This is a genomic window from Luteibacter sp. UNCMF331Sha3.1, from assembly GCF_900109915.1.
Lineage (GTDB): Bacteria > Pseudomonadota > Gammaproteobacteria > Xanthomonadales > Rhodanobacteraceae > Luteibacter.
In genome coordinates this window covers 1,036,862-1,053,079 of record NZ_FOBU01000002.1, presented here as the reverse complement: position 1 = coordinate 1,053,079, position 16,218 = coordinate 1,036,862, and the positions used below count along the sequence as shown (strand labels likewise).

The following is a 16,218-nucleotide window of genomic DNA, read 5'->3' as shown; positions in this document are numbered from 1 at the left end:
GTCACGGTGCATTCCCGCCCGCGAAATCACCGGTCATCGTCGCCACTTCATCGTTCAGTTCGGGCAGCGCGGCGAGCTCCTTCAGCTCGTCGTCGCCCATCTCGCGCAGCACGGCGCGAATCGCCAGACGGCGACCGTCGTGCAGCCATGCGTTGAGCACGCTCGCGATCGCGCGGATCGTCGGCAGCGCGCTGTCGTCCAGGTGCGGCTTGCGGTGGCGCAACCGATCCACCACCGCGTAACGCACGCGCGAACCCAGGAACGCCGACGACTCGCCAAGCAGCTGCTCCAGCGCCTCGCGCGAGCAGCGGTCCATCAGCACGTCGGCCGCCCGGGACTGACGTGCCGCGTAGAGCTGGCGAAGCATCTCGGAGAGCGCGTGCAGGCAGCTCATGCCCCGCACCCGCACGTCGGCCTCGGCGCGCGCCCGCGACGCGCGCGGACGGGGCGCGCGGTACTCCGGCAGCAGCGTGGTTTCATGATCGGGATACATGAATCGCCTCGCACGACGCGCGGTAAGCATTCGAGGGACGTCCCTGTCCGGTGCGGTGTCCCTTGAAGTCCTTGTCGCCCCACCACCGGGCAAGCGGCGCCGTCCTCATGGCGTTGTGGACGCCTGGCCGGCCCGCGGATCGAAGCGCTGGTCGTAGAGGCGGTCGCCAAACGACTGCGCCGCCGTCTCCAGCTTTACCCGTGCCTTCGCCGCGAACGGCTGTCGCGACGCGACGATGTCGGTCACGTCGATGTTCTCGTAAGCGGCTATCACGTCCTGACCCACGCGGTACATCTGCACGTTGCGTGCGGTGCAGGCGTCCACCTGCCCCATGCTGACGTCGAGCTCCTTCGCCAGTCGCGCGCGCTCGGACTCCGCCGTGCGCAGCGCCAGTACCGACGCGTCCATGTCCGCCTTGCCCCGTTGCAGGGCCGCGTCCGATGCCTCGCGCCGCTGCCGTTCCTCGGCCAGGGCCCGCGTCGCTTCCGGCGACAGGCCCTGCGCGGGTTTCGGGGCGGCGCGTGCCGCCTCTGCGTCCTTCCGTGCCTCGTCTCGCTCTTTCTCGAGCGCGGCTTTCTCGGCCTGCCACTGCGCCTGTTGCGCCTGCAGGCTCTGCAACTGGCCGCGCGTTTCGCGCAGCTGATCGCGCAGGCGGCTTTCCAGGCTGGCCGTCTGCGCGAACGCGCATGGCATCAGGGCAAGCAGGGCGGTGGCGGTGAGCGTGCGTTTCATGTCGCCTCCTCAGAACCGGGCATTCATTTCGAGCTGGAAGACGTCGATCGACAGCGGCGGGCCGAACACTTCCTTCGCATTGAAGTAGCGCAGGCTCAGCCACGCGTACGGAGCGATGCCATAGCTGCCGCCCAGCACGAAGCCCTTGGCGTTCGTACCGCCGAGATGGAAGTCGGTGTCGTTGAGGCCGTCGAGCACCGCATCCGGCTGCAGGTACTTGTAGGCGAGGCTCACGTTCCAGTCGCCGGCCGCGTGCGGATTCACGGCGCCGAGCGTGGCGCGCAGCATCCAGCCCACCGGGCCGCTCTTGTAGGTGTTCTCGCTGAAGTCGCCGGCGCCGAAGTTGTTGACGAGACGATTCAGACCGACGTCCTGACGGAACGCGTCGGCGCGGTGGTAGGCAAGGTTGCGGGCGTAGTCGGCCTCGATGCGCAGCGGCGTGTCGGCCACCTTCGTATCGAACTGCGTGGTGGCGTTGGCGACGTGGTAGTCGTACACCAGGCCGACGTACTGCGGCTGCGCATAGTTCGTCGGCGAGTTCGGATCCGGCACGATGTCGCGGATCAGGAACAGCGAATTGCCCTTCTGCATGAACGCCGAGCGCGTGGTATCCGTGTCGCAGTAGTTCACGCCAAGGTAGATCGAGCACGGCGACGACAACTCACCCTGCATGTGGTCGAAGCGGTAGTAAGCGAGCGCCAGCTTCCAGCGCGTGTCTTCGTTGAATTCCCACGTGCCGCCGACCTGCGCGCCGGTCATCCACTTGTCGCGGCTGGCCTTCTTGATCTGGCCCTGCGACGGGAAGTCGTCCGCCTGGTACTCGATCGGGAACATGCCGACCGTCGCGAACGTGCCGAGCTCGTCGCTGACGGGCACGTTGAACTTGCCCGCGATGCCGTCGAAGTTCAGGTCGTTGGAATAGATCAGGTCCGTACTGAGAAACGGGTTCGGCATGCGGCCGCCGATGAACTGCGACCACTCCGTGGGCTTCCACGCGAGCCACGCCTGATCGAGCCAGAGATCCTTCTTCGACAGGCCGCCGCCGAGGTTCTGCGTGGTGGAGACCGGGTTGTTGTCGTTGCCGGTGCCGATGCGGATGCCGGCGGTGACACCGTTGCCGAGATCGACGTTCACACCGAGGCGCGCGCGGATACGCAGCGAGTTGGTGCGATTCTCCAACGTGTTCAGCAGCGGCGGCGGGTTCACGCCATTGAGGTCGTACGGTCCCGTGCGGTTGAGCTGCGCGAAGTCGACCACCGGATACGCGTTGCCCTTGTCGTAGTAATGGAATTCGTCGCGCACGCGCATGTCGCCGGACCAGCTGATGCGGTCGAGCCATTCCGGCAGCTTGCCCGGCTCGGCCCAGTGTTCCGACTTCGCCTGCGCCACCACTTCCTGGCGCAGCTCGTCCTTGATCTGGTTGCGCACTACTTCGGGTACGTAGGTCACGCGCACCTGGCCCGGCGTGGCCGGCGTGGCGTTGGCCGTGCCGGCGAGCTTCTGGGCCCGTGCCGCTTCGTCGTTGGCCTGCGCGATCAGGCCATCGGCGTCGGACTGCGTGAGCACGCCACGCTTCACGAGCAGGCGAACGAGGTTGATGGTGGCGTTGTCCGACGGCGCGGTCTGCGCGTTCACGGTGCCGGTGCAGATCGCCAGGCCGATGGCGACGGCCAGCATGGCTCGCGTGGGTCGATGGCGGGCCTTTCCGATGGTCATGCGAACTCTCCGGGATTCCGTATGGGGCGTGAGGGGTGAGGCGATCGGGCTCATGCGGGTCGCTTCCCGCGAATGGCCACGCGCAAGGGGAAGCGCAGGGAGGGCGGCGGCGCGACGTCGATGCGCGGCATGGCGCGCAGCGCGGCGATCAGCGCATCGTCGGTTTTCGGGTTGCCGCTGGATCCGACGAGTTCCGCGCGGGTGAGCCGGCCGTCCGGGTCGAGCCAGACATCGGCGCGCACCTCGAACACCAGCCGGTTGACCCGGTCGTCGCGTTGCACGGCCTGCTGGATGGCATAGCCGAGGTACTGGTCGTAACTGCCCGTGCCCGTGCCGCTGCCACCGCCGGAACCCACCATCCCGCCGCCGTCGCCGGAGCCGATGTTGAAGGCGTCGGTGCCGGCCTGGGCGTCGCCGTTGATCGTGACGTTCTTCGCCACATCGTTGCTGGGCTTCGGCGCGTCGAGCGGCTTTTGCGGGATGTCCTGCGGCTTGTCGATCGGCTTGATGTCGTCGTCGACCTTCTTCGGCTCCGGCGGCTTCTCTTTCGGCGGCGGAGGCGGAGGCGGAGGCGGCAACGGTGTGATCGTGGCGATGCGTGGCGCTTCGCGGCGCACGCCGACGCTGCTGGAGGCGAAGTGCCAGACCAGCGCGCCAAGCAGCGCGACCGCCAGCGCGCCGATGACGGGACCGAGCCAGCGCGGCTTGCGACGACGGGAGGGAGGCGTGGTCACGCGTGTCATCCCTTCGGCGACTTACCGGTGACCAGGCCGACCTGCGGCAGGTCGACACGGCGCAGCAGATCGAGGATGTCCATCACCTTCTGGTACTGCACCGTGCTGTCGCCCTTCACCACCACCGGGAAATCCGGGTTCAGCGCCTTGAGCGAGCGCAGGCGCTGCTCCAGCTCCGCGATGGTGACGGGATAGGCGTCGAGGAAGATCTGGCCCGAGTCGGCGATGGTGATCGCCTTGGTCTGCGGCTTGGCCATGCTCACGGCCGCGCTGGCCTTGGGCAGGTTCACCTTGATGCCCTGCACCGACGCGGTGGTCATGATGATGAAGATGACGAGCAACACGTACGCCAGGTCGAGCATCGGCGTGATGTTGATGTCGTCGTACGGCTTGTCGTCGTCCTGTGCGCGCATGACTCAGCGCCCCTTACGCCGCGACGGCCGTGGGACGGACCACGCGCTGCTGCTCGGCGAGGCGGGTCACGAACTCGTCCACGAACACCTGCATGTTCGCGGTGACGTTCTTGTTGCGGATCAGTAGGTAGTTGTAGCCGAACAGCGCAGGGATCGCGACGAACAGGCCGGCCACGGTGGCCAGCAAAGCGGCGGCGATACCCGGCGCGATGGCGTTGACGTTCACGTCGCCGGCCGCGGCGATGGCCGCGAAGGTGATCATCACGCCGACCACCGTACCGAGCAGGCCGAGGAACGGGCCGCCGGAAATCGCGATGGTGAGCATCACCATGGATTTCGCCAGCGCCTGGTTCTCGCGGACCAGCACCGAATCCATGGTGGCGCGGATCGCCTCGATCGACTCCGACGCGATGTGCTCCACGCCGTCTTCGTCGCGGCGGCTCCACACTTCGGCGGCGCCGACCTTGTAGAGGCGATAGAGCGAAGCGTCCTGGAGGCGCGACGCCGTCGGATCGCGCGAGAGCGCGAGGATGTTGCGGCCCTGACCACGGAACGCGTCCAGGAAATCTTCGTTGGCGCGGGTCACCTTGTTGACGTAGGCCGCGCGCTGCCACATCACGAGCCACGAGATCGCCGCCATGATCAGCAGGATGCCGATCACGACCCATGCGTCGATCGTCACCGACTTCACGATGACACCGAAATAACCGAAGCCGACGCCGGACTGCTTTTCGTCGGCGCCGTAGGTCAGGAGCTTCGACTCGGCACCCTGCGTCTGCGCGTCCACCGCGATCAGCGTGGCCGGACGGGCCACACGCGACAGGCGCACCTCGTCCATCATGCCGGCAAACGGCACGAAGGTTTCCGCCTGCCCCGCCACGTCGCCACCGAGGGTCGCCGGACTGGTCATCGCGGGCAGCTTCGTCTCGAGCTTCGCGTAAGGACGACCGTCGACGTAGAGTGCGACGTCGTTGCCGCTCGCGGCGACCGCGACGTGCGCCCATGCGGCCGACTTCAGCGGTTCGCCCGGCGCGCTGGTGTTGCCGTCGACCTGCACGAACGGTACCCCGCCGTCGAGGCCGACCAGCAGCTGGTGCTCGCCCTGGCGGCGCGCGTAGAGCAGCGCGCGACCGGGCGCGACCGCGTCCGGCTTCACCCAGGCGCTGAACGTGAAGCTGCCGCCCTCGGCCACGTTCATGGACACGCTGCCGGGCAGCGTCACGATCTTCGAACCGTCGAAGCGGGCGGCCTTGCCGACGATGCCGTCGGCGGTGAGGATGTCGTTACCGACCGCGTTGTTCGCATAGGCCGTCGCGTCCTGCGGGGGCGTGCCGGCGGCTTCCTCGAAGTGGTAGACCGCCGCGTAATCGGCGTCGAACACGGCACCGGCCTTCTCGCCACCCTGCGCCTTCGGGTTGCCGTAGTACATCCACACCTGCTGCTGCGCGTCCGGTGCGAGCTGCGGCACGTCCACCCAGACCAGCGCGACACCGAGCACCGGGTCGAAGCTCTCGATCTGGTAGTTCAGCGGCGTCTTGTCGTCGCCCGCGACGAAGCGCACGTCGGCACCCGTCTCGGACACGCCGTCGAACGTGAAGTTGCCCGAGTGCAGGCGGACCAGCAGCGGCACGCGGCCGGCCTGCCCCGTCACGTTGCCGCCCTTGGCCGTCGTGTCGACGGTGATGGCCTTGCGGAAGGCGAAGTCCTGGTTCCACCACGAGGCGTCGGCGTGCGCGGCGGGGATCGCACCGAGGAGGAAGAAACTGGTCAGGAGAATACGTCGTAGCACGGCGATAGCCTCTGGATGCACGTCGTCCGACCCGGAGGTCAGAGGTCCGCTTTGAGTGAGAAATGGATGCGTGTGTCGTGCGCGCGCGTGGCCTGACCGTCCTTGAACGGATAGGCCATTTCGAACGCGCCCGTGGCGACATTGAAGATCTGGAAACGGGTACCGAGGCCGACACTCGACAGGTCGTAGCTCGTCACGCGCGTGCTACCCGCGGCCGGGTGGGCGGGGTCCACCAGCTGGGGCAGCGCGTTCATCAAGACGAGGTGCGCGGCGTCGACGAACGCATGGAAGCGCCAGTCGTTCACCCAGGTACCGAGGTGCGCGGCGATCGACGGCGTGCGCAGCTCCACCGAGGCGATCACGCCGTGGTCGGCGGTCTGCTCGGCTTCGAGGTAACCGCGCACCGTGCTCTGGCCGCCCGCGGCGTACTGCTCGCTGGAGATCAGCGACGAGTTCGACAGCTGCGCGCCGAGCCGGCCGGCGAGTGCGTAGCCGCTTTCGAAGGTGCGCGTGTGGCCGCCGTCGAGCTTCAGGTAGAAGAAGTTGGCGCGCGCCTTGTAGCGCTGGTTGTCGAACTCCGCGGCGTTGCTGCCGCCGGCGCGGAAACCGAGCGTTCCGCCGATGGCGAGCGTACTGACCGTGGTGTCGCCGATCGACTGGCCCTGGTAAGCGACGTTGAGCGGGATATACGTGATCGGCGACTTCGAGGTCTGGTCGGCGAGGCTGATGTTCTGGTCGAAGTGCTTGCGCGTGAGCCCCATCGAAAGCGATTGCGAGTACTCGCCGTGCGTCGGCAGGTTGCGGATGACGCTGAAGCCGACCGCGTTGCCCTTGCCCAGCACCGTCGTGCCGCCCACGGCGTTGGCGTTGCTGTTCGACTTGTAGGCGGAAGCGAGGACGCTCCATTCGCTATCGATCGGCACGAGGTAGGAGCCGGCGAAGACTTCCGCCGCGTCGCGGTGCTGCGGGGCCACGATGTAAGTGAACGACGCCGCGTGCCCTTTCTGGAACAGGTTGTCGTCACGCACGCTGGCCACGGTGCGCAGCTCGGGCGTGTTGACGCTGTGGTCGTTGTTGACCTCCAGACTCGCGTGCAACGGCGACGTGTCGGTGACCTTCAGCGTCACATCCATCGTCTGGGGCAACCTGCCCGGGGTGATCACCGGGACGACCTGCGCGCCGCCGCGGCGATTCACGTCGGTCAGCTGCTGCTGCGCCTTCGCGAAATCCGGCACCTCGCCCTCGCACAGCGCCGGCACCGCGTCGCGGATATCGCGCGGCGACCGGTAGGTCGCCCCTTCGACTCGCACGCGACCGATCGCGTTCTCCGTCACCTGGAAGCGGATGACGCCGCCCTTGACCTGTTGCTGCGGAAGCTCGACCACCACGGACTGGTAACCGCGGGCCTGATACGCCTTCTGCAAGGCCTCCCGCGCGGCGCCGACGTCGTTCATCGTGCGGCCGGGACCGAGAAACGGATAGACGGCCGTCTCGATGTCGAGCGCCGGAAGCGTCGTGTTGCCATCGACGACGTATTCGTTCACGTCGAACGTCGACGGCGCGTCCTGCGCGGCGACGCATGCCGGCAGGCTCAACGACATGGCGAGCGCGAGCGCATGCACCCTGCGATAAGCCGCGGCACGCCTCATGCGTTCACCCGTACTGCTCGTGTAGCCACGCGGACTGTCCCCTGATGTTCCGTTTGCCCACAAGACGGCTCGACAGGGACCGCACTGAACCGATGTCACGAAAAATTCATCGAACCGTGTGGGAGCGGCCTCGGCCGCTCCCACACCAGGGGCGTATCAGCTGAGCAACACCCAGCCACCCGGAAGATGGGTAGCGTGCGCGCCGTAGGCATCCTGGATCAGCGACGCCACCTCGGCCATCTGGTCGAGGGTGAAGCGCGCATGCACCCGGCGCTCGCCGAGCGCGCGATCGGTGATGACGAGGCGGCCGGGGCGGTAGCGGTTGATGTCCGCGACGACGTCGTCGAGCGGCGTGTTGTCGTAGATCAGCACACGATCGCGCCATGCGAGCGCCGTGGCGGGATTCACCGCGACCGTGGTCGCCGTGCCGCCGTTGTCGAAGGCGACCTGCTGCGACGGCTTCACGGCGGTCTTTTCGCCGGACCGCGCGAGGACGGCCTCCCCATCGAGGCAGGTGACGCTCGCCGCGGCGTCGAGGCACCGCACGGCGAACGAGGCGCCGGGCGACGCCAGCAGCGTGCCGTCGCCGAGCTCGACGTCGAAGGGGCCCGCGTGCGATGGCGCGATGTGCACGAGCGCCTCGCCGTTGCGCAGGCGCATGCCGGTCACGACGCCGTCGCGCGTGCGCAGCGACACCTCCGTCGCGGTGTTGAGTTCGAGCTCGATATCCGGGGCGATCCTGACGCGGCGCTGTTCGCCCACGGCGGTACGCAGCCGTGTCGCATCGCCCCCGCCGGTCAGACCGAGCGCGGGCCCGTGCCGCAGCAGCACGACGGCGGCGACCGCGGCACCGATCGCGGTCGCGAGAAAGGCGCGCCGGCCCGACCGCACGCCATGACGACGGGGCACGGCCTGCTCGCGCTCCCTGCGCTCCGCGCGCGTCCGGACGGCGGGACCGAGATCGTCCCACAGACGCCGGGCGCGGATGAACGCCTCGGCATGATCGGGGCTCGCGTCGCACCAGCGACGGAACGCCTCGGCGTCCTCGCGCGTGGCGGTTCCCGACTTCAGGTGGACGAGCCAGGCATGCGCCTGGCGGTCGCTCTCGTGGATGCGCGTCGATGCCATGTCAGTCAAGACGAAGCTCCCGCACCCGGACCGAACCGCTGGAACGAGCGACGCCCTGTTTTTGTGGCGCACGTCTCCAGAGCCTTCTTCAGTTCCTTGCCGACCATGCGCACCGAGATACCGTGGCGCGCGGCGATCGCCGCCTGCGATTCTTCGTCGACGCGTGCCGCGATCAGGATGTCGCGCTGGCGACGCGTCAGCGCGTCCAGCGCCTCGCCGAGAGCCTCGAGGTCCTGCCGCGACGCGAGGACGGTCGGCGGGTCGAGCGTGTCGTCCACGCCGTTGATGAGGTCGTCGATCTCTTCGGCACCGAGCAGCCAGCTTGCCGCGCGCCGCTGGTCGACGGCCATGTTCAGTGCCATGCGGAACAGATATCCCGTGGGATGCGTGGCGCACTCCACCGCCGGGTCGAGGCGTTCGACGCGGAGGTAGGTCTCCTGGAGCACGTCGTCGACGAGATCGTCGGAGCGAAGTCGACGACGGAGCCGACGCCGGAAGTCCTCGTAGTTGGCGAGGAACAGGCCGAGCATCGACGTGTCCGTGCCGGCGGTCACGTCGATGCCTCCCGGCACGCGGCCGTCGCGGCCGACGGCCGCAGCAGGAGGGTGACGGGGCTGGCGGCATGCAGCGCCGGGGATACCCGCATCGCACGGAGGGTGGTCAGCACGCGCGTGTCGCGGACCGGGTCGTCGGACGGCGCGAGGGCGGCAATGTCGCTGATGTCGCCGGCCTCGTCGATCCACATCTGGAGGGCGAGGCGGAACGAGCCTGGGCGTGTGTCCGGGCGGGCGCACAGCGCGCGCATGACGGCGGCCTGCAGGCGATGCGCGGACGCCTCGTCGAGCGACCGCGCATCGTCGACGGATGCGGTCGCCGCGACCGCGTCGCCTGTCGGCACGTTTCCTGCCGCGGTGACGGTGAATGCGTTCATGGAGGAGAAATGCGCATCGAGGCCGGTGCCGACGAGCAGGATGCGCAGCGCATCGCGCGGATCGGCGATGCCGTGCAGGCCGTCGGTCTGCCGGGTTGCGACGAGGTCGTCGTCGAAGAGCACCGCGATGCCCGTCGCTTCGCTGTATGCGCGCAGCGCGGTGGCGACAGGCTGTGCATCGATGTCGAAGCGCGTCGGCGCATGCGTCTGCTCCATCCCCTGTGGCCTGACGTCCGTTCCCTGTGCGTGCACGATCGGCGCGACCACCGCCGAGAGCACCATGCACGCGATGAGCACGCTGCGCGTCACGGTCGTTCCTCGTGCGTGGCGGTACGGGTGGCGCCCTGCGCGGAAGGCTAGGTTCGGCAGATGACAGCCGGACGCCATGACCGTGACAGCATTAATGACCGCTCCGTGACACGACGCGCCCGACGCTTCACAGCCCTTGGCGTGCGTGATATTCCATGCGTCATGCACGCAGGGAGAGAGCTATGCGTATTCGGCAAGCTGTGATGATGGTGGGCGTTTGCGTGTCGCAAGGGGCGATCGCGCAGGCCGCCGTCGACCTGCCAGGCGTGCACGCGACCGCAGGATGCGTCGAGCCGGCAGGTGCGGCGTCGGTCGGTTTGTCGTATGCGTGCCTGAGTCAGCGCATGACGGGCGACATGACGCCGATGCCGGTGCTCGATGGGGATGTGACGAAGAGCCCGACGAATCGTCTCGGGCTTTATAACGCGAGTGGATTGCGGAATCGGATGGGGACGAATCTGAGGCGATCGGTGCAGCCGTATCGGCCGGTGGTCACCTACCCTACCCCTATGGCCACACCGGTTCGCTAAGGCACTGGTGGGAGCCAGCCTGCTGGCGAAGGGTGCACGCGGCAAGCACCCTTCGCCAGCAGGCTGGCTCCCACCGGTTACGGCTTCAGCGGCGCCGTTACCGTCGTCGGGCGCGGGGCGGGTGCGGCTTCGGCGCGGTACGGGCGCAGCGATTCGAACTTTCGCTGATATTCGTCCGTCACCTGCTTCGCCTCTTCGCCATTGCTGATGACACGCGGCGTGATCAGCACGATCAGTTCCGTGCGATCGCGATTGCGCGCGGTGGAGCCGAAGAGGCGGCCGACGACCGGCAGGCGGTTCAGGCCCGGGATGCCCGTGTCGCTGATGCCTTCCTGCTGCTTGATGAGGCCGCCCAGCAACACCGTCTGCCCGCTCTGCACCGCCACCTGCGTGGCGACCTCGCGCTGCTGGATCGGGAAATTGCCGGTGGCCGTATCGCGCAGGCCCGGCGCGCTCACCACCTGGTTGATGTTGAGGTACACGAGACCGCCGGGATTGACGCGCGGACGCACGTTCAGGATCACGCCGGTGTCCTTGTATTCCACCTGGCCGATCGTGTTGTCCGAGTTGGCGTTCGTGTTGACGAACGTCTGCGTGATCGGAATCTGGTCGCCGACCTGGATGTGCGCCTTCTGGTTGTTGAGCACCACCAGCGACGGGGCGGACAGCGTCTTGGTGTTGCCGCTCTTCTCGATGGCACGCAGCGCGACCGCGAGATTGTTGTTCACGAACGAATAGAAGAACGCGTCCTTGCCCTGCTGGAACACGTTGCCGCCGTCGCCCAATGCCCACTGCTGCTTGTTGCCGGGCTGGCCGACGGTACCGTTCGTACCACCCACAAGGCCCTCGAGGTACCATTGCACACCGAATTCGAAGCTGCCCGTGAGGGCGACTTCGAGGATGCGCGTCTCGATCTGCACCTGCAGCGGCACCGCGTCGAGGCGCTTGATGGCCTGCTCGATCTCGCTCCACTGTGACGGACGGCAGCGCACCATCAGCTGGTTGTTGGCGTCGACGGACGTGATGCGCACGCCTTCGTCGGTGGTGACCGGACCGCTGTTGCGATTGCTCGAATTATTGTCGTCGTCGTTGAAGCCGCTGCCGGCGAACCCGCCACCGCCGCCGAACGACGAACCGCTGTTCGAGCCGTAGGAGTTGCTACCGAGGCCGCCGTTGGTGTTGTTCGTGGTGTTCAGCAGGCCCTGCGAATTCGACGAGCTGTTACCGAAGGCGCCCGTGGTGCTGCCGAGGCCGGAGCCGCCGCGATTGCCGAGGTCGTTGTCGCCGCCGAGCGTGCCGGAGGTGAGACCCGGGCCCACGCGACCGCCGCGGTCGCCAGAGCCGCCGTTGCTGCCGGAACCGCCGCCGTAGATGTCGGAGAGGTACTTGGCGAGATCGGCCGCCTGCACGTTGCGGGCGTCGTACACGTAGAGCTGCGGCTCGTTGCCGCCGCCGCGATCGATGCGGTCGATCCAGCTCTTCACCTCTTCGAGGTAAGCCGGCTGCGGGCTGATCACCACCAGCGAATTGGTGCGCTCGATCGGAATGAAGCGCAGAAGGCCCGCCATCGGCGTATTGCCCTTGTCGCCGAACAGCTTGTCGAGCGTCGGAGTGAGGTCCTTGACCTCGGCGCGCTGGAGGCTGAACACGCCCACCGACATGCCGCGGAGCCAGTCGACGTCGAACGTGGCGATCGTGCGCTGGTAATTCTCCAGTTCGCTGGGCGTGCCGGCCATGACCAGCACGTTGCGCGTGGGATCGGCGAGCAGCGTGGCGTCGGGACGCGCGAAAGGCTTGATGAGCTTCTGCATCTCGGTGGCCGAGATGAAGTGCAGCGGGAACAGACGTGCCTGCAGGCCCCCCGGAGGCGCCGACGCCCCGATGCTCGGTACGAGGTTGCCGGCGACGGCGTCCTTGGACGGCAGCACCACGTAGCGGTCGCCCGAGCGGACCAGCGCATTTCCCGTCCAAGAGAGCAGGGTCTCGAGGATCGGCAGCGCCTGCTCGGCGGTCACCGGCTGCGACGTGGAGAAGGACACGTTGCCCTGCACGCCGGGCACGATCGAGTAGTTCTCGTGCAGCAGATCGCCCAGGATGGCCTTCACGACCGATTCGACCGGCTGGTTCTCGAAATTGAAGGTGACCGTACCCGCGCCGGCCTCGACCGGCTTCGGCTTCGGCAGGCCCACCGCCTTGACGAATTCACCCGTGCCCGTGGTGATGTCGGGCTGGGGGGACGGCTGCACCGGCGGGTTCGTCGTGCCGACCACGATGGGTCGGGGGACGGGTTTTTCGGTGCCGGCCAGCGCCTCGCGCTGCAGAGCACCATCGTCGCGGGGCTGCGGCAGCGTCGAGCATCCGGCAAGAGCGACCGCGAGCGCCGTGGCGCCGATCAGCGAACTTCTGAACATGAAACAACGTACTCCCTCGTTGGACTCGGCCCGGCACACCGTGGGGTGCCGCCGAATGCGCCAACTCTAAAGGGAGGGTTGTTACAGCGCCAGCGTCGCGTGAAGACGATGTGCGACAGATCGCATGGAAGACCCGGCGGCCCACCCGCCGGGTGCCCTGTTCAGGTTCTTACGACGCCCATTCAGCGTGGAAGCTGCCCTTCTCGTCCACGCGTTCGAAGGTGTGGGCGCCGAAGAAATCGCGCTGCGCCTGGATCAGGTTCGCGGGCAGGGTCTCGGCACGGTAACTGTCGTAGTACGCGACGGCGGCCGAGAAGCCCGGCACGGGAACGCCCTTGCCGATGGCGGCCGTCACTACCTCGCGCAGCGCCGCCTGGTAGTTCTGGGCGATGTCGCGGAAGTAGGGATCGAGCAGCAGGTTCTTCAGGGCGGCGTCGTGCTCGTAAGCCTCGGTGATCTTCTGGAGGAATCGAGCGCGGATGATGCAGCCCGCCCGAAAGATCTTCGCGATGGCGCCGTACTGGAGATCCCACTTGTTTTCGTCGGACGCGGCACGCAACTGGGCGAAGCCCTGGGCGTAAGAAATGATCTTGCTCATGTAAAGCGCGCGACGCACGGATTCGATAAAAGCCTTGCGGTCTCCGGAGAACGCGCCCGTCTCCGGTCCGGCGAGCGCCTTGCTCGCCACGACGCGCTCGTCCTTCATCGACGAGAGCACGCGCGCGAAAACGGACTCGGTGATCAGCGTGAGAGGCACGCCGAGATCGAGCGCGCTCTGGCTGGTCCACTTGCCGGTGCCCTTCTGCGCCGCCCGGTCCAGGATCACGTCGACGAGCATCTTGCCGGTCTTCTCGTCCTTGCGGCGGAAGATCTTCGAGGTGATCTCGATCAGGAAACTGTCGAGCTCGCCCTCGTTCCACTCGCGATAGACGTCGGCCAGCTCCTCGTTGGAGAGGCCGAGCACGTGTTTCAGCACGGCGTAGCTCTCGGCGATGAGCTGCATGTCGCCATACTCGATGCCGTTGTGCACCATCTTCACGTAGTGGCCCGAGCCACCCGGGCCGATATAGGTGACGCAGGGCTCGCCGTCCGGGGCGCGCGCGGCGATTTCCGTGAGGATGGGCGCCACGAGGTCGTACGCATCGCGCGGACCGCCCGGCATGATCGAGGGCCCCTTGAGCGCGCCCTCCTCGCCGCCGGAGACGCCGGTGCCGATGAAGTGCAGGCCCGCCGCCGCGAGCTCGTCGCCGCGGCGCACCGTGTCCTTGTAATAGGTGTTGCCGCCATCGATCAGGATATCGCCCTTGTCCAGCAACGGCCGCAGTTGCTCGATCACGGCGTCGGTGCCGGCGCCCGCCTGCACCATCAGCAGGATACGGCGCGGCTTTTCGAGCGAATCGACGAAGTCCTCCAGGCTGTACGACGGCACGAGCTTCTTGCCGCCGCTTTCGGCCATGACCTCGTCGGTCTTCTCCCTGCTGCGATTGTAGATCGACACCGCGTGGCCGCGGCTCTCGATATTCCAGGCGAGGTTGCGGCCCATGACGGCCATGCCGATCACACCGATCTTCTGCTTGCTCACGTGGGGGCTCTCCGGGGGGCGATGGGACAAGGATGAAAGTCCGCCCATCAAAACGCCGTCCACGAGCCAGTGATTGCAGGAAACCACACCGGCGGGCTCCCGCCTGCGATTGGACCAAAGGGCAGCCTCGGCCCCGGCCGCGCTCCGCTATGATGGCCGGCGAACCGGCGGCCGGACCGTCCGGAAGGATCGATGACGCATGAACCAGGTGAAGTCGCACTCCCGCGACAAACGTGTCGCCTCCGCTCACGAAGCACTGGCCGGCCTCGTGGCCGACGGACAGACGATCGCCGTCGGCGGCTTCGGCCTCTGCGGCATCCCCGAGCTGCTGATCGAAGCGCTCCGCGATTCCGGCGTCAAGGGGCTCACCGCCGTGTCCAACAACGCCGGCATCGATGGCGTGGGCCTCGGCCAGCTGCTGGCGACGCGGCAGATCCGCAAGATGGTGTCGTCGTACGTCGGCGAGAACAAGGAATTCGAACGCCAGTATCTCGCCGGCGAACTCGAGGTGGAGTTCACTCCGCAGGGTACGCTGGCCGAGAAGCTGCGCGCCGGCGGCGCCGGCATCCCCGCCTTCTTTACGCGCACCGGGTACGGCACGCAGGTGGCCGAGGGCAAGGAGACCCGCGAGTTCGACGGGCACATGTACGTGATGGAACGCTCGATCGTCGCCGACGTGGCGCTGGTCAAGGCATGGAAGGCCGATCCGTCGGGCAACCTCGTCTATCGCAAGACCGCGCGCAACTTCAACCCGATGGCCGCCACGGCCGGCAAGGTCTGCATCGCCGAGGTCGAGATCATGGTGGAGATCGGCGAACTCGATCCCGACCAGATCCACACGCCCGGCATCTACGTCGACCGCATCGTGCACAACCCCGCGCCGTCCAAGCGCATCGAACAGCGCACCGTGCGCGCTTAAGGAGACCACCATGGCCTGGACCCGCGATCAGATGGCGCAACGCGCCGCCCTGGAACTCTCCGACGGCGATTACGTGAACCTCGGCATCGGCCTGCCCACGCTGGTGGCCAACCACCTTCCCGACGGGGTCGACGTATGGCTGCAGTCCGAAAACGGCCTGCTCGGCATCGGCCCCTTTCCCACCGAGGACGAAGTCGACGCCGATCTCATCAACGCCGGCAAGCAGACCGTCACCGCCCGCGCGGGCGCGTCGTTCTTTTCGAGCGCCGACTCGTTCGCGATGATTCGCGGCGGGCACATCGACATCTCCATCCTCGGCGCCATGCAGGTCACCTGCGAAGGCGACATCGCCAACTGGATGGTGCCCGGCAAGATGGTGAAGGGCATGGGCGGCGCGATGGACCTCGTGGCCGGCGTGAAGCGCGTGGTGGTCGTGATGGAACACGCCGCGAAGGACGGCTCGCCCAAGATCCTGGAGCAGTGCACCCTGCCGCTCACGGGCAAGGGCGTGGTCAACCGCATCATCACCGAGCTGGCGGTGTTCGACGTGACGGCGGAAGGGCTTGTGCTGATCGAGCTGGCACCCGACGTCGACGAGGCGACGGTGCGCGAGCGGACGGGCTGCGGTTACACGTCGCGCGTCTGAGCGCTCGGTGGGAGCCAGCCTGCTGGCTCCCACCAGAGAAGCCGGCAGGCTGGCTTGCCACCGAAAACGAAAAGCCCCGGTCTCACGACCGGGGCTTCGGAATAAAGTCGCCCCGCAGAGGACGCCTCAGCATGGGCCTCGGGGGGGGAGGTAGGCCAGATGCCGGTAGTTAGCGTCGATGCGGGGCGAGGGACCTACCGACCCAGGGGGAGGGGTTGGTGGTAGGTCGAGACGAA

At 67.4% G+C, this 16,218-nt stretch carries 15 protein-coding genes; 3 read left to right on the top strand and 12 right to left on the bottom strand.

What is annotated here, in order from left to right:
* Nucleotide 1: 1 nt before the first annotated feature.
* From BMX32_RS13255 to BMX32_RS13210, 10 genes are all read right to left on the bottom strand, one after another.
* Nucleotides 2-493 carry a hypothetical protein gene (locus BMX32_RS13255; protein ID WP_029213497.1) on the bottom strand — a complete coding sequence of 164 codons (492 nt, stop codon included), beginning with the start codon at nt 491-493 and terminating at the stop codon, nt 2-4.
* Between the two features lie 105 nt (nt 494-598).
* Entirely contained in the window at nt 599-1,225 is a 627-nt protein-coding gene (locus tag BMX32_RS13250) for a hypothetical protein (RefSeq protein ID WP_089979460.1), read from the bottom strand.
* A gap of 9 nt (nt 1,226-1,234) precedes the next feature.
* Nucleotides 1,235-2,941, bottom strand: a complete 1,707-nt coding sequence (locus BMX32_RS13245) for a putative porin (RefSeq protein WP_089979459.1) — start codon at nt 2,939-2,941, stop codon at nt 1,235-1,237.
* Nucleotides 2,942-2,991: 50 nt separating this feature from the next.
* Nucleotides 2,992-3,675 (bottom strand): energy transducer TonB family protein, encoded by a 684-nt coding sequence (locus tag BMX32_RS13240; RefSeq protein WP_211664216.1) that lies wholly within the window; start codon nt 3,673-3,675, stop codon nt 2,992-2,994.
* Between the two features lie 5 nt (nt 3,676-3,680).
* Entirely contained in the window at nt 3,681-4,088 is a 408-nt protein-coding gene (locus BMX32_RS13235) for an ExbD/TolR family protein (protein ID WP_029213500.1), read from the bottom strand.
* Nucleotides 4,089-4,101: 13 nt separating this feature from the next.
* A complete protein-coding gene (locus BMX32_RS13230; protein WP_089979456.1) occupies nt 4,102-5,877 on the bottom strand; it encodes a DUF2341 domain-containing protein in 1,776 nt (591 codons plus the stop codon).
* Nucleotides 5,878-5,915: 38 nt separating this feature from the next.
* Entirely contained in the window at nt 5,916-7,526 is a 1,611-nt protein-coding gene (locus BMX32_RS13225) for a ShlB/FhaC/HecB family hemolysin secretion/activation protein (RefSeq protein ID WP_089979454.1), read from the bottom strand.
* Between the two features lie 156 nt (nt 7,527-7,682).
* Entirely contained in the window at nt 7,683-8,654 is a 972-nt protein-coding gene (locus BMX32_RS13220) for a FecR family protein (protein ID WP_089979452.1), read from the bottom strand.
* A 5-nt stretch (nt 8,655-8,659) separates the two neighbouring features.
* Nucleotides 8,660-9,208 carry an RNA polymerase sigma factor gene (locus tag BMX32_RS13215; RefSeq protein ID WP_244511522.1) on the bottom strand — a complete coding sequence of 183 codons (549 nt, stop codon included), beginning with the start codon at nt 9,206-9,208 and terminating at the stop codon, nt 8,660-8,662.
* On the bottom strand, nt 9,205-9,894 hold the full coding sequence (locus BMX32_RS13210) for an STN domain-containing protein (RefSeq protein WP_089979451.1): 690 nt from the start codon (nt 9,892-9,894) through the stop codon (nt 9,205-9,207). The genes BMX32_RS13215 and BMX32_RS13210 overlap by 4 nt, the downstream gene beginning before the upstream one ends.
* Before the next feature lie 182 nt (nt 9,895-10,076).
* Between BMX32_RS13210 and BMX32_RS13205 the strand changes: the two genes are divergently transcribed.
* On the top strand, nt 10,077-10,424 hold the full coding sequence (locus BMX32_RS13205) for a hypothetical protein (protein ID WP_089979449.1): 348 nt from the start codon (nt 10,077-10,079) through the stop codon (nt 10,422-10,424).
* A gap of 77 nt (nt 10,425-10,501) precedes the next feature.
* On the opposite strand, the gene gspD is transcribed toward BMX32_RS13205, so the two are convergent.
* The gene (gene gspD, locus BMX32_RS13200; RefSeq protein ID WP_049808639.1) at nt 10,502-12,835 is read right to left on the bottom strand and encodes a type II secretion system secretin GspD; all 2,334 of its coding nucleotides are present in this window, start codon (nt 12,833-12,835) and stop codon (nt 10,502-10,504) included.
* A 169-nt stretch (nt 12,836-13,004) separates the two neighbouring features.
* Nucleotides 13,005-14,417: an NADP-dependent phosphogluconate dehydrogenase gene (gene gndA, locus BMX32_RS13195; protein WP_089979448.1), complete on the bottom strand. Its 1,413-nt coding sequence runs from the start codon at nt 14,415-14,417 to the stop codon at nt 13,005-13,007.
* 199 nt (nt 14,418-14,616) lie between these two features.
* Between gndA and BMX32_RS13190 the strand changes: the two genes are divergently transcribed.
* Nucleotides 14,617-15,336: a CoA transferase subunit A gene (locus BMX32_RS13190; RefSeq protein WP_029213506.1), complete on the top strand. Its 720-nt coding sequence runs from the start codon at nt 14,617-14,619 to the stop codon at nt 15,334-15,336.
* Nucleotides 15,337-15,346: 10 nt separating this feature from the next.
* Nucleotides 15,347-15,982: a 3-oxoacid CoA-transferase subunit B gene (locus tag BMX32_RS13185; RefSeq protein WP_029213507.1), complete on the top strand. Its 636-nt coding sequence runs from the start codon at nt 15,347-15,349 to the stop codon at nt 15,980-15,982.
* Nucleotides 15,983-16,218 lie beyond the last annotated feature (236 nt).

What these genes read in the sequence shown, in the direction of transcription:
- BMX32_RS13225 (WP_089979454.1), bottom strand. Translation starts at nt 7,526, where the DNA reads ATGAGGCGTGCCGCGGCTTATCGCAGGGTGCATGCGCTCGCGCTCGCC.
- BMX32_RS13250 (WP_089979460.1), bottom strand. Translation starts at nt 1,225, where the DNA reads ATGAAACGCACGCTCACCGCCACCGCCCTGCTTGCCCTGATGCCATGC.
- BMX32_RS13245 (WP_089979459.1), bottom strand. Translation starts at nt 2,941, where the DNA reads ATGACCATCGGAAAGGCCCGCCATCGACCCACGCGAGCCATGCTGGCC.
- BMX32_RS13185 (WP_029213507.1), top strand. Translation starts at nt 15,347, where the DNA reads ATGGCCTGGACCCGCGATCAGATGGCGCAACGCGCCGCCCTGGAACTC.
- BMX32_RS13235 (WP_029213500.1), bottom strand. Translation starts at nt 4,088, where the DNA reads ATGCGCGCACAGGACGACGACAAGCCGTACGACGACATCAACATCACG.
- BMX32_RS13220 (WP_089979452.1), bottom strand. Translation starts at nt 8,654, where the DNA reads ATGGCATCGACGCGCATCCACGAGAGCGACCGCCAGGCGCATGCCTGG.
- BMX32_RS13190 (WP_029213506.1), top strand. Translation starts at nt 14,617, where the DNA reads ATGAACCAGGTGAAGTCGCACTCCCGCGACAAACGTGTCGCCTCCGCT.
- BMX32_RS13255 (WP_029213497.1), bottom strand. Translation starts at nt 493, where the DNA reads ATGTATCCCGATCATGAAACCACGCTGCTGCCGGAGTACCGCGCGCCC.
- gspD (WP_049808639.1), bottom strand. Translation starts at nt 12,835, where the DNA reads ATGTTCAGAAGTTCGCTGATCGGCGCCACGGCGCTCGCGGTCGCTCTT.
- BMX32_RS13205 (WP_089979449.1), top strand. Translation starts at nt 10,077, where the DNA reads ATGCGTATTCGGCAAGCTGTGATGATGGTGGGCGTTTGCGTGTCGCAA.